The 13,224-nt window shown below is 58.7% G+C and carries 13 protein-coding genes; 6 read left to right on the top strand and 7 right to left on the bottom strand.

Going from position 1 to position 13,224, the window contains the following annotated elements:
• Position 1 precedes the first annotated feature (1 nt).
• From AC2FFP_RS00360 to AC2FFP_RS00335, 6 genes are read left to right on the top strand one after another with little or no spacing between them, the layout of a single operon-like run.
• Entirely contained in the window at positions 2–1,537 is a 1,536-nt protein-coding gene (locus tag AC2FFP_RS00360; RefSeq protein WP_496880613.1) for a sugar ABC transporter ATP-binding protein, read from the top strand.
• Positions 1,522–2,499, top strand: coding sequence for an ABC transporter permease (locus tag AC2FFP_RS00355; protein ID WP_093961696.1), 978 nt, complete (start codon positions 1,522–1,524; stop codon positions 2,497–2,499). The genes AC2FFP_RS00360 and AC2FFP_RS00355 overlap by 16 nt, the downstream gene beginning before the upstream one ends.
• Positions 2,500–2,502: 3 nt before the next feature.
• A complete protein-coding gene (locus AC2FFP_RS00350; RefSeq protein WP_170586048.1) occupies positions 2,503–3,501 on the top strand; it encodes an ABC transporter permease in 999 nt (332 codons plus the stop codon).
• Complete coding sequence (locus tag AC2FFP_RS00345) at positions 3,498–4,598, top strand: mandelate racemase/muconate lactonizing enzyme family protein (RefSeq protein ID WP_496780453.1); 1,101 nt, start codon at positions 3,498–3,500, stop codon at positions 4,596–4,598. Before AC2FFP_RS00350 ends, AC2FFP_RS00345 begins: the two co-directional genes overlap by 4 nt.
• Positions 4,595–5,635 (top strand): zinc-dependent alcohol dehydrogenase, encoded by a 1,041-nt coding sequence (locus tag AC2FFP_RS00340; RefSeq protein ID WP_496713105.1) that lies wholly within the window; start codon positions 4,595–4,597, stop codon positions 5,633–5,635. Before AC2FFP_RS00345 ends, AC2FFP_RS00340 begins: the two co-directional genes overlap by 4 nt.
• Positions 5,632–6,402, top strand: a complete 771-nt coding sequence (locus AC2FFP_RS00335) for an SDR family oxidoreductase (RefSeq protein WP_496713107.1) — start codon at positions 5,632–5,634, stop codon at positions 6,400–6,402. The genes AC2FFP_RS00340 and AC2FFP_RS00335 overlap by 4 nt, the downstream gene beginning before the upstream one ends.
• 30 nt (positions 6,403–6,432) lie before the next feature.
• On the opposite strand, the gene AC2FFP_RS00330 is transcribed toward AC2FFP_RS00335, so the two are convergent.
• From AC2FFP_RS00330 to AC2FFP_RS00300, 7 genes are all read right to left on the bottom strand, one after another.
• Positions 6,433–6,852, bottom strand: a complete 420-nt coding sequence (locus tag AC2FFP_RS00330; RefSeq protein WP_496780454.1) for a secondary thiamine-phosphate synthase enzyme YjbQ — start codon at positions 6,850–6,852, stop codon at positions 6,433–6,435.
• A 111-nt stretch (positions 6,853–6,963) separates the two neighbouring features.
• Positions 6,964–7,827 carry a sugar phosphate isomerase/epimerase family protein gene (locus AC2FFP_RS00325; RefSeq protein WP_058274695.1) on the bottom strand — a complete coding sequence of 288 codons (864 nt, stop codon included), beginning with the start codon at positions 7,825–7,827 and terminating at the stop codon, positions 6,964–6,966.
• Between the two features lie 11 nt (positions 7,828–7,838).
• On the bottom strand, positions 7,839–8,729 hold the full coding sequence (locus AC2FFP_RS00320; protein ID WP_472723369.1) for an NAD(P)-dependent oxidoreductase: 891 nt from the start codon (positions 8,727–8,729) through the stop codon (positions 7,839–7,841).
• A 224-nt stretch (positions 8,730–8,953) separates the two neighbouring features.
• Positions 8,954–10,135: a mannonate dehydratase gene (uxuA, locus tag AC2FFP_RS00315; protein ID WP_496880612.1), complete on the bottom strand. Its 1,182-nt coding sequence runs from the start codon at positions 10,133–10,135 to the stop codon at positions 8,954–8,956.
• A complete protein-coding gene (locus AC2FFP_RS00310; protein ID WP_496880611.1) occupies positions 10,132–11,184 on the bottom strand; it encodes a Gfo/Idh/MocA family protein in 1,053 nt (350 codons plus the stop codon). The genes uxuA and AC2FFP_RS00310 overlap by 4 nt, the downstream gene beginning before the upstream one ends.
• Positions 11,181–12,182 (bottom strand): Gfo/Idh/MocA family protein, encoded by a 1,002-nt coding sequence (locus AC2FFP_RS00305; RefSeq protein ID WP_496880610.1) that lies wholly within the window; start codon positions 12,180–12,182, stop codon positions 11,181–11,183. Before AC2FFP_RS00305 ends, AC2FFP_RS00310 begins: the two co-directional genes overlap by 4 nt.
• Entirely contained in the window at positions 12,179–13,195 is a 1,017-nt protein-coding gene (locus AC2FFP_RS00300) for a Gfo/Idh/MocA family protein (protein ID WP_496880609.1), read from the bottom strand. The genes AC2FFP_RS00305 and AC2FFP_RS00300 overlap by 4 nt, the downstream gene beginning before the upstream one ends.
• Positions 13,196–13,224 lie beyond the last annotated feature (29 nt).

Genomic DNA, 13,224 nt, shown 5'->3' with positions numbered 1-13,224 from the left:
CATGAACGCGCTCGTTTCGATGTCGGGGATCGACAAGTCTTTTGCTGAGGTTCCAGCACTCAGCCAGGCCAGTCTGGAAATAGCACCCGGCGAAGTTCACGCACTCATCGGGCAGAACGGTGCCGGCAAATCGACGATGATCAAGGTCCTTACCGGAGTTTACGGCCGGGATGCCGGTGACGTCTATCTGACGGGCGCGCCAAGCCGCATTTCTACCCCGCGCGAAGCGCAGAAATACGGAATTGCCACAATCTATCAAGAGCTCAACCTGGTGCCGCTGCGGTCAGTGACCGAGAACATCATCATGGGGTACGAGCCCAAACGCCTGGGCTTTCTGGTCGACTGGCGCGAGTGTAACAGGCGCGCACGCGAGGTTCTTGCGCGCTTTGGCATAGATATCGACGTAACCGAGCCTCTGGGGAATTTCTCGACTGCGATCCAGCAGTTGGTCGCGATAGCGCGAGCGGTGTCGCTGGACGCGAAGCTGGTCATTATGGACGAGCCGACGTCGTCGCTTGATGCCAGCGAGGTCGAGGTTTTGTTCGGTGTGGTGCGCGAGTTGAAGAAACAGGGCGTGTCCGTTCTGTATGTCTCGCATTTCCTCGATGAGCTGTTCCAGATCTGCGATCGGGTCACAACGATGCGCGACGGGCGCACTGTCAGCACTCGCAATGTCCAGGACACGACCAAGCTGGAAATGATCGCGGACATGCTGGGCCGCAACAAGGACGAGATTGCGGCAGACGGTTTGACGGACTTCGCCGGCGCCAAGGCTAAGAAAGGCGATATCGTTCTGCGGGCCGACTCTGTTTCGACTGGCCCACGACTGACGCATTTCGACCTCACGCTCCACCGCGGGGAAATTGTTGGGCTGGGCGGGCTGCTGGGCTCAGGCCGGACTGAGGCGACGCGGGCCTTGTTCGGAGTGGACGGAGCACTCAGCGGCGCAATCGAGATACACGGTGCGGTCGGGCAACCGTCCGGACCGGGTGAAGCGATAGCAAACGGGGTCGGCTTTCTGACCGAAGATCGCAAGGCCGAAGGGATTATTCCCGACATGTCCGTGCGTGAGAACATAACGTTGGCCCTGTTGCCGAAACTAGCCAGCCGTGGTCAGATCGATTTTGCCCGCGAGCGCGAGATCGTTCAGGCCTTCATCGACGATCTGGGCATCAAGGCGGCGCATATGGACCAACCCATTCGCGAGTTGTCCGGCGGCAACCAGCAGAAGGTGCTGCTTGCCCGTTGGCTGGCGACGCAGCCAGACATCCTGATACTGGACGAACCGACCCGAGGCGTAGATGTCGGCGCCAAGCGAGAGATCCAATCGTTCATTCGGTCTTATGTCGAGAAAGGATTTGGCGTCGTCCTCATCAGTTCGGAATTCGAAGAACTGGTGGAAGGCGCCGACCGCATCGTGGTCATGCACGAAGGGCGCTCGGTCAAGGAACTGACCAACCCCGGGATTACCGAGAACATATTGGTGCGCGCGCTTGCGCATCATGAAGAAGGAACTGGTTCATGGACCGCGCAATGAAGTTGCCGCAACGGGTCGCATCGATGCCCTTCCGCTTTCATGGCGGTATCGCCGCGTTGGTCGCCCTGCTGGTGTTCAACGCGTTTTTCACCCCCAATTTCCTGCAGCTGCAGACCCTGTTCGTGAATATCAGCCAGGTTGCCACGATCGCCATCGTGGCCATGGGTATGACGCTGGTCATCGCCACGGGTGGAATTGATCTGTCGGTTGGCGCTGTCATGGCTCTGGCGGGGGCGTTGGCCCCGCTGATCTTTCTGTCGGATCTGGGCGCCGCCAATCCGATGCTTGGCGTCATTTTGGCCATTGTCCTGCCTCTGTTCGTCGCGGGTTTATGCGGGGTATTCAACGGCGTGATGGTTGCCGTGTTGAACGTGCAGCCCATTATTGCGACGCTCATTCTTTTCATCTCGGGTCGCGGTATTGCCCAGGTTTTGACGAATGGCAACCTGCAGACATTTTCAAACCCTTCATTCAGTTATCTTGGAACCGGCAAGGTGCTTGGCTTGCCGTTCCAGGGTTGGCTGGCGCTGGCCATTGCCTGTGTGCTGTTCTGGGTTATCACCAGAACCACTTGGGGCCGCTACCTGCTGGCGATCGGCGGCAATGAACGCGCGGCCTATCTGGCGGGTGGTCCCGTCCGGCGGGTCAAGATCGGGGCCTATGTCATCTGCGCGGTGCTTGCGGGCTTGGCTGGTCTGATCGTGGTTGCGATCAACTCGGCCTCGGACGCCGCGCGCAACGGCAATCTGATGGAGCTTGACGCCATCGCGGCCGCTGTCGTTGGCGGGGCTCTTTTACAAGGCGGACGGGCGCCGATCTTTGGTGCCATACTGGGCGCCGTGATCATCCAGCTGGTCAAATATACATTGCTGGCCAACGGGGTGGAGGACGAAGTTGCACTGATCGCCAAAGCGGTCATTATTATCCTGGCCGTCTGGGTCCAGCAGTTCCGGAGGGCTTGATCGATGTTGGATGAAACGGCTTTTGACCTGCGAAAGTACCTTCGGCGCAATTCGGCTTCGGTGACGGTGTGGATCGCACTGCTGGCTTTGATCCTGTTTGGGCTGATGCGCTATGACAACTTTGGTAGCGCCTACAATTTCTCGTCTTTCCTGAACTACAACGCGATGTTCATCGCGATTGCGCTGGGTATGTGTTTTGTGATCATGACCGGCGGGATTGATCTGTCGGTTGGATCCGTTGCGGCCTTTACGTCGGTTGTTGCGGCCTATCTCAGCCCATACGGGATTCAGGTTGCGCTGCCGGGGGCCGTGCTTGCCGGGGTGGGCTTCGGAGCGATCAACGCCTTTTGCATCATCATCCTTCGGATTCCGCCCTTCATCGCCACACTGGCGACCATGCTTGCCGCAAAAGGCGGCGCATTGGTGATTTCGGGCGCCCAGACAATTTCGGTTGATTGGGGGTCGAACTTTACCAAGCTTGGCATGGGGCAGGCGTTTGGTCTGTTTCCATGGGCAATAGTCATAGTGGCCGGACTGACGCTGGTACTGTGGCTGGTGCTGGAAAGAACAACCATCGGACGGACCGTCTTGGCGATCGGTGGCAGCGAGGATGCCTCGAACCTCATGGGTCTGAAGGTGAATCGCGCCAAGGCTTTCGTCTACCTGCTTTCGGGCGGCTGCGCAGGGCTGGCTGGCGTCTTTCTGGCCTCGGGCTTTGGAGCCGGACAACCCCTTGAGGGCATCGGATGGGAATTGTCGGCCATCGCATCCGTCGTTGTGGGCGGCACTCTGTTGACGGGTGGAATGGGGTCGATCCCCGCGACGGTGGCCGGCGCGCTGCTGCTGGGGCTGGTCTTCAACGTTCTGAACTTTGAAAACGGTCAGGGGACCATCAGTTTCAGCGCCTATTGGCAGATGGTCATACGTGGAGGCTTTCTTTTTGCGGTCATCCTTTTACAGTCTCGGGTTATTGCCAGGCAGCAGAAGGTCTTGGGTTCGTGAATCGCATAGAAAGTGTTTCAGCGCGGCTGTTCAACGTCCCGCTCGCCGAAGTCCTGGTCGATGCCAAACATGGGGATCACACGTTCTTTCAATTGATCACCGTCACCATTCAAACGACGGATGGGGTCGAGGGGGTTGGGTATACCTATACGGGCGGCAAGGGCGGTCATGCCATTCTGGCGATGATCCAGCATGACCTGGCGCCGTTCCTGGTTGGGCAAGACGCCGAACAGATCGAAAGCCTGTACGATGCCATGCAGTGGCATGTGCACTACGTTGCACGGGGCGGGATCGCATCGTTCGCCATCTCGGCCGTGGATATTGCCCTTTGGGACATTCGTGGCAGAACGCAGAATGCACCACTGTGGCAAATGGCTGGTGGAGCGTCCAAACGGTGCAAGGCCTATGCCGGCGGGATCGACCTGAATTTCTCGTTGGAGAAACTGCTGCGGCAGACCGAAGGCTACCTTGCGCGTGGGTTCAACGCGGTCAAGATCAAGGTTGGGCAACCGGATCTGGTCGACGATCTTGCACGTGCCCGGGCAGTGCGCGAGATGCTGGGGCCGGACCGGTTCTTCATGGTCGATGCGAATTACTCCATGAGCGTCGAGCAGGCCATCGAGGCCGCCCAAGGGTTCGCCGACTGCGATATCCTGTGGTTCGAGGAGCCGACAATTCCAGACGATTACAAAGGCTATGGCCGAATTGCCGAAGCCACGGGCGTTCCCCTTGCCATGGGTGAAAACCTACACACGATTCACGAATTCGAATACGCCTTTGATGACGCGAAGTTGAGTTTCATCCAGCCCGATGCCTCAAACTGCGGTGGGATCACCGGTTGGCTGCGCGTGGCCGGGCTAAGCGCACAGTACGACATTCCGGTTTGCAGTCATGGGATGCAGGAGCTGCACGTCAGCCTTGTTGCCGCGCAACCCAACGCAGGGTGGCTAGAAGTACACTCATTCCCGATAGATCAGTACACGACCCGTCCGCTGGTTGTGGAAGACTGTATGGCCGTGGCCCCGGATACACCGGGAACCGGAGTGGAATTCGACTGGGACAAACTGAATGCGGAACACATGGAGATGCATACATGACAACCGAGACGATCTGTGCGGCATACTACAGGGGCAACAAGAGCTTTGTTGTAGAGCAAGCCCAAGCGACGGATCCGGGCCCCGGCGAGGCTGCTGTTCGCGTTGCCTATTGTGGGATTTGCGGGACGGATATGCACGTCTACCACGGCAACATGGATGCCCGTGTCGGCCTGAATCGGGTGATTGGACATGAAATGTCAGGTGTCGTCGAAGCGGTGGGCGAGGGCGTCGATACGGTAAAACCCGGCCAGAAGGTCGTGGTCCGACCGCTGGATCACTGCGGAGAATGCCCGGTCTGCAAACGGGGGCATCAGCATATCTGTCAGAACCTCAAGTTTCTCGGCCTCGATACCGATGGTGCCATGCAAGAGATCTGGACCGTTCCGGCCCACACCTTGCACGTTCTACCGGATGACTTGCGCATGGATCACGCGGCGCTGATCGAGCCGGTCGCCGTTGCCTGCCACGATGTGCGCTTGTCTGGCCTGCAACCTGGCGAGGACGTCGTCGTCATCGGCGGCGGCCCGATCGGCATCCTGGTTGCCATGGTTGCGCGGGACGCGGGCGGAAACGTCGTGATTTCCGAAGTGAACCCAAACCGCTTGGCCATTGCCGAAAAGCTTGGTTTTGACACGATCAACCCAATCGAAACCGATCTGGTGGCCACGATCAACGGGCGCACGGGCGACAAAGGGGCGGATGTAGTTTTCGAGGTATCGGGAACGCAGCCCGGTGTTGATGCGATGACAGCGGTTGCCGCGACGCGGGCCCGGATCGTGATGGTCGCGATCCATGCTCAAAAACCCCATATCGACCTGTTCCAATTCTTCTGGCGAGAGCTGCAACTGATCGGTGCTCGGGTCTATGAGCCGGAGGATTACGAGAAGGCGATCGCAGTTGTCGCTTCGGGCGGAGTGGACGCGGATGTTGTGATTACCGACGTCAGCCCTCTGTCAGACATTCAGGCTGCGTTCGAAGCACTGGATCGCAGCCCAACCGCAATGAAAAGCCTGATCGAAGTAGGACCGCGTTCATGAGTGTTTTGCAAAGTTTCGACCTGACGGGAAAAACGGCACTTGTGACCGGGTGCAAACGCGGCATCGGGCGCGGCATGGCCGAGGCATTGGCATCGGCCGGAGCTGATATTATCGGAGTGTCCGCCTCGCTCGAGCTGTCCGGCTCGGAGGTCGAAAAAGCCGTCACGGCGATGGGGCGCAGTTTCCGGGCTTACCAATGCGACTTCTCGGACCGCTCCGCGCTGCATGGGTTCATTGATCAGTTGAGGGCCGACGGACAAACCCCTGATATCCTTGTCAACAATGCCGGCACGATCAAACGCAAGCCAGCCGCCGAACACCCGGACGACTGGTGGGACGAAGTGATTGAGGTCAACCTGTCCTCGCAATTCGTTCTGTCTCGCGAGATCGGTAAGGAAATGCTGGCGCGCGGCTCGGGCAAGATCATCTTCACCGCATCGCTGCTGACGTTTCAGGGCGGCATCACCGTTCCCGGATATGCGGCGTCGAAAGGTGGGATTGGACAGCTGACCAAGGCCTTGGCCAATGAATGGGCCGGGCAGGGTGTGAACGTGAATGCAATCGCCCCCGGCTACATCGCGACCGACAATACCCAAGCTTTGCAGGACGATCCGGTTCGGTCGAAGTCGATTCTGGAACGAACACCCCAGGGCCGTTGGGGTACGCCTGGTGATTTTGCCGGACCCGTGGTTTTTCTGGCTTCTGCAGCGTCGGACTACGTCAACGGTGAAATCCTTGTTGTCGACGGGGGCTGGATGGGGCGGTAACACCGTCAACGCGCCACGGGACCCAAGGCATCACGTCCCGATGTAGTGCACCTTCAATCGCCGCGTCTTGGGTGCCTCGCGGTGTTCGAACAGGTACAGGCTTTGTACGCGGCCCAGCGGAAGTTGCCCCTGTTCGACCGGGATGGACACCTGCGTTTGCGTCACCAGCGCGCGCAGATGCGATGGCGCGTTGTCGTCTTCGGTCGGGCGGTGGTGATATTTGCCTGGTGACTTGGGGACCAGTTCTTCGAAGAACGTCTCGATATCCTTGACCACCTCGGGATCGGCATTGGCCTGTACCAACAGCGCGGCACCTGTATGGACACACCAAAGGGTCAGTAGGCCCGAGCCAAATCCATGTTCAGACACCGTACGCTGAACCACCCCGCTGATGTCGGTGAGGGATTTGCCGGGCGTTTCAATGGACAAGTCAAAAAACTCTTGCTTCATCCATCCGATCCTTTCCTTGATTTTGCGCGAATACGCCCAGCTTTCCGCACCCCATTCGGCATTCAACTTTGAGGCTTAAGAATTTAATTTGTAACACGCTAAAGCTTTCATTCATGCAAACAGGCCTTTGAACCTGTCTATGCACAGACGAAACCCATCTTCGAAATTTCCGTTGCCGGGATGATAAACGCTTTCGAAGGAAATCACGCCATCATAGCCGTCGGATCTGAGCGCGTCCGCGATGGGTTGGAACAGAGGCGCAAGCTGACCTTCCCCCATGCGGCGCACTTCCAGCGTTGCCCGTGGCGTGTCGACCTTTACGTCCTTGATGTGAATGTGCCCCAGATAGCCGCCGCGCAGTTCTTCGTAACCGTCCGGGTATGCCAGTTCATGGCACCAGCAATTGTTTCCGGGGTCCCAAAGAATTTTCAACGCATCCTTTGCATCCAACTCGTCGATCAGTTTGCGGGCTGTATAGTTGGAATTGACCAGCGTGCCGTTTCCGGTTTCTACGACAAGCGTCACGCCCTCAGCCCTGGCAAGTTCAACCGCCGGCGCGATCAGCGGCGGCATCGAGTCCCATACCCCATGCGCCACGTTCCACTTCTCGGCGCCGTTTTTTCCCCAGAGTATCTGCTCTTTTCGTTGGGTCATGATCCGAACCAGCGGAGACCCCACGATATGCGCCATGTCGATCACGCGTTTCAAGGCGTCCATGTGTCGGGTGTGCAGGTTGTCGCCGGGCCTGTTGGCAGCTGTCATCCCCGCAAAGATATGGCGCGACAGACACGACACAAGCTTGCCCCGGTCGCGCAAGAGCGCGTCGATCTCGGCAATTTCCTGCGGGGAATGGTCCCCGACCTCGGTGTCGCCCACGAACTGTAGCTCTGCATAGTCCAGGCCGAATTCGTCCATTACGTCCACGGCCTGCCGCAGATCGCGGGAAATGCCGTCGCAAATCACACCTAGTTTCATATCCTGTCCTCTCAGCGATGCAATTCTGCGCCAACGATCTCTTCGATGACGCGGGTACACACCCAGTTGTCGCCGTTCGGGTATTTGGTTTTTCCGGCGTGAAAGATCTGCATTGCGGACGAGGCAGTGTGCATAGGAACGCCCAACGCACCGGCCAGTGCCAGAGAGATCGTCAGGTCCTTGTGCATAGTTGCGATATGACTACCGGTAGCCTCGAACTTGCGATCAATGATGTTTTCAAGGGCGGTATTCACGACGCCGCACCCCGCGCTGGAGGATGAGAACACGTCAAGCAATGCCTGACCGGTGACACCGGCTTTGGCCGCCAGGGCCGCAGCCTCGAATGTGGCGGAAAAGATCGACCCGATAAGGGATTGCAGGCAGGCTTTCACGGTTTGCCCGTCACCGGCGTTTTCTCCGACCCGGTGAATGGTTGCCGACACTGCCTGCATGACTTCGGCGTTTTGGTCCAGCACATCAGCGGCACCGGCAGCCATCATCGTCAATGTGCCGTTCTGCGCGCCGGGAAACCCACCCGAGACCGGAGTGTCGATCAGGTGGATGCCGGAGCCCTCCATGTCATGCCCGATGGCGCTTGCTTCGGCCGGGGTAATGGTCGCCGACAGGATGACAGTTCCGCCTTCGGCCATGTTCGCAACCAGTCCGTTTTCACCCAGAATGACATCGCGGGCCTGATCTCCGTGCATCACCATGACAAACACGCTGGCGGCGTGACGACCGACCTGTCCCACGCTGTCCTTGGGCAGGCCGCCCATGTCGGTAAATGCCGCCATGCGTGTCTCGCTCAGGTCGAAACCGGATGTTTCAAAGCCATTCTTGATCAGGTTCTTGGCAAGGCCGCTGCCCATGTCGCCAAGACCTATTACGCCTGTGGTTTTCATTTGGACTCCTCCCGTTCTTCCGTCTTTGCTGTCTGGTAGACGTTTCGAAAATTGATGCCTCCAGGCATCGGTTTTCGCGGGAGTTTCACGCGTCTTGAACAGACGTCGGGCGAGTCCGGAAGACACCCCGCTGCCCGTTTACGTGACGTAAGTAAACGAGGAATACCGCGCACAGGCAAGCAAAGAAGTGTTACGGACGGAAAGAAACAGCCTGATCCGACGTGTCAGGAAAACGCCGTCATGATGCCGCGCAGTTCCGCCAGCCCGCGCATTCGTCCGATCAGCGGATAGCCAGGAGTGCTGTGTCCGCCCAGATCGCTCAGCAGCTCTTGTCCGTGGTCGGGTCGCATCGGAATTTGCCAGTCGTCCCGCCCTTGAGATTTGCGGCGGCGTTGTTCGTTCATCAGCTCGCGAATGGTGCCGACCATGTCGGTGTCTCCCTCCAGATGCGGAGCCTCATAGAAATCCGGCTTCTGTCTGTCCGACCCCGCGATGCGTCGGGTATTTCGCAAGTGAACAAAGTGAATCCGGCCGCCATGCCTGCGTACGAAGTCCGGCCCATCGAATTCGGAGGAAACACCCAGCGATCCGGTACAAAAGGTTGCGCCGTTCGCGGGCACATCAACCGCATCCAGCACGGCGCCGTAGTCCTCAGTACTGGACATGATCCGCGGCAGACCGAGCAACGAGAAGGGTGGATCATCCGGGTGACAGCACAAGCGCAACCCCAATTCTTGAGCTACCGGGGCGACCTCAGACAGGAAGTCGATGAGATTTGTGCGCAGCCGGTCACGGTCTATCTCGGCATATGTCCGCAACAAAGAGCGCACGTCCTGCACGCTCCACTGATCGTTGGCGCCGGGCAGCCCCGCAGTGACATTGTGCTGCAACTGGGCTTTGGATTCATCCGACAGGCGTAAGAAGCGATCCTCGGCCGTTTGCTGGACGTCGTTGGAATAGTCTTCCGACGCGCCCGGACGTTCGAGAATATATATGTCGAAAACTGCAAAATCAGTCAGGTCGAACAGCATGGCCGTTCCGCCATGCGGCTGCGGGGAGCGAAGGGCGGTGCGTGTCCAATCCAGAATCGGCATAAAGTTGTAGCACACGACTTTGACGCCACGGGCGGACAGGGCCCTGAGGCTGGACTTATACGCCTGCAGATGTTCGGCTATGTCTGCGGACTGCGTCTTGATCGCCTCGGAGACGGGCAGGCTTTCGACAACGTCCCAACTGTACCCGGCAGCGGCCAGAACTGCCTGCCGATCGGCGATGCTCGGTTCGTCCCAGGGCAGTCCAGGCGGGATGTGATGCAACGCAGTAACGATGCCCTGAACCCCGACTTGATGTAGATCGGCCAGAGCGATCGGATCATCGGGTCCGAACCAACGCCAGCATTGTTTCATGGCAGCCATCCTTCATACAGCGGGTGATCGGGCTTGATGGGAAGGGCAACACGCTGCCCGGTGCGCGCCGCGTAATAAATCGCAGTCACGAGGCCGATGGACGCGGCGCCTTCCTGCAGCGTAGCGGCCGAATTTGCCTCGGACCGCAGCGCCTTGCCGATTTCGGTAAAGAACCCTTCGAAACCTGTTGGTTCGGCAGCGGCGGCTGCAAGGGCCTCGTCGATAGCGGCTTGATCCACCGGGTCCCGCGCAACGAATGTCCAAGGCGTTTGACCCGGCGCATAGGGTTCCGTGCCAGAGGTGGCGGTCACCTTTTCAAAGACGAACCGCAGGCGGGTTTCGTCCGTGGCGGCGCCTAGTGTGATATTGCTTGTGCACAAAGCTCCGGAAGCCATGCCAAAGCAGATCGCGGCGCAGTCTTCGGTCTCGATCGGGTTGACCCGCGTTGTGGTCATTGCTGACACCCAGGCGATATCACCCGCGATATGTGTCAGCAGATCATGGTTGTGGATGGCATGGCCAAGCACTGCGCCGCCGCGTTCACCGGCCCATGTTCCTCGCCACGGCACCGCGTAATAATCTGCCCCTCGGGACCAATGGGTTTCAAGCGCGGCAGTTTGGACCGCTCCGGTCAGGCCGGCGCGTTGCAGGTGGCGCAATTGGGCCAGTGACGGGCCCCACCGGTATTGAAAAACCGGAAACACATGCTTGCCCGTGCTGTGGGCGGCTGCCGCGATCCGATCCACATCCTGCATCGAGGTCGCAAGGGGCTTTTCGCAGACAACGTGTTTTCCTGCGGCCAATGCCGCAAGAGTGGTCGGCACATGTAGATGGGGCGGCAGGCAGATGTCGATGACATCAATCTCCGGATCATCCAGTGCGTCTTGAATGCTGGTCAGAGATCGAAAATCCGAGTTCTGTCGAATCTGTTCGATCCGGTCCGTATTCTGATCGACCACAGCGGTTACGCGGAATTTGCGGTCAAGCCGTTCCAGTGCGCTTATATGTTGCGCACCGATACCTGCGCCAAGGATCGCAATGTTGATCATTTGCGTTCCGCCATTTCCTGCGCGTGCAATGCCAGTTCCATGACCGTAAAGCAGTGGGTTTGGATCATCGCGGTTTCGGTCCGGTTACGGATGTCATCGGCCAGGCGCGAAAAGTAGGGAAGGCCGGCGTCAGATGCGTCGATCTTTTGGCAGGTTTCACCATTGACTAGGATCAGATGGTCTGTTCCCGAGGCTCCACCCACATCAACGTATTTCCGCAACTCGATATAGCCTTCGGTGCCCAGGATCGTCAGGCGACCATCTCCCCAGTTTGGCAGGGCATCCGGCGTAAACCAGTCAACCCGGATGTACCCGGTGCCGTTCTCGCTTCGTAGATTGAGCTCTCCGAAATCCTGCAATCCGGGATCTTTGGGGTTTGCGTAGTTCGCCACAAAAGCGTTTGTGATTTCCGCGGTTTCCGAACCTGTGTAGTGCAAGAACTGATCGATCTGATGCGAGGCGATGTCGGTCAGAATACCGCCATAGCGTTCACGCTGAAAAAACCATTCCGGACGAGTTGCCCGGTTCAATCGGTGCGGGCCAAGTCCGACCGTCTGGATCACGCGCCCGATGGCACCGGCCTCGACCAACTCGGTCGCCCGGGTGCTGACGGGCGTTTCAAACCTTTCGGAAAAATTCACCGACCAGATGCGACCGGTGTCCGCAACCGCCCGTTTGATCTGGTCGAGTTGCTCGAACGTCGTACAGCCCGGCTTGTCGCTCATGACGTCCATGCCGTTTTGCATGGCGCGGATTGTCAAAGCGGCCCTATCTGCCGGTATTGCCGAAATCAGCGCTAGATCCGCCCCGCAAGTTAAGGCGTCTTCCAGTCGGGCCAGCCGCAGAATATCGGGAAACCTTTTGACGTAGCCCGCCAGCGTTTCCGGATCGCCTTTTGTCCAATAGCCAACGCAGTCCACTCCGATTTTGCGCATGTTTTCGGTCATGCCATAGATATGGCGGTGGTCCAGGCCAAGGGCGACGCAGGTCAGGCTCATGAGATGACTCGTGTTTTCTGGCCGGTTCGATTGGCGATCTGCATCGCGTCTATGACGGCGTGGGTCAAAAGGGCACTGCGTCCGGTGGCCATGGGTCGCGTTACACCGGCGAGTGCGTTGGCAAAATCCTCTATGATCGCCTGGTGCCATTCATGGGTGAACGCCATGGGATCGGGCCCGCCGCCTGTGGCGGACGTTTCGCCAAACGTGGATTTCTGACCATCGAAAGTGGTCAAGGTCAGGACACCTGACTCCAGATTCGCTTTGGCGTTCGTGCCCTGGATGGTGATGGACTCTGCGGCCCCGGGATATTCGGCCGTTGTCGCCATCAAGGTACCCACTGCGCCGCTATCTGTTTCAAAGATTGCACCTGCCCAATCCTCGGCCTCGAGATCGTGTAACGGAGTTTTTCTCATCATGGCTTGAATGCCCGAGATCGGCCCCAGCAGCCACATCGCAAGGTCAAGCGTGTGGATTGCCTGCGAGATCATGACACCGCCTCCGTCGCGTGCGTAAGTGCCGCGACCCGGCTCTTCATAGTAGCTCTGATCACGCCACCAAGGGACACGGATCTCCACCGTGGCGATCGAGCCCAGCTCACCCTGTTCAATGGCTGATTTCAGCGCCTGCGAGGCGGCGCGGGCGCGGTGCTGAAAGACGATACCCAGCGGCACGCCAGAGGCCTCGCACTGCTCGACAATGGCTGTCGCGGCGGCCAGCGTTCTTTCGATGGGCTTTTCCATCAGGATCGGTTTCGAAGCGGTCGAAAGAACCCGAACCAACTCTGTGCGCTGATCGGGCGGGGTTGCGATGATCGCAAAGTCGACGTTTGGGTCGTTTGCGATTTCCTCGACCGAGCTGAACGCGCGGGTGTCGTTTCGCTGCGCGAACTCAGCTGCTTTTTCAGGATTGCGCCCAAGGACGCCAGCAAGATTGAGGCCTTGATCCGATGCCCGAATTGCAGCCAAATGCGTACCCGAAACCATTCCCAAACCAATCAGCGCAATATTCATTCATTCCCCCGGATCACCCGGTCAGTCTG

The organism is Ruegeria sp. YTSC004 (assembly GCF_059609805.1).
The sequence above is the reverse complement of the archived record's forward strand: the minus strand, read 5'-3'. Positions and strand labels throughout refer to the sequence as shown.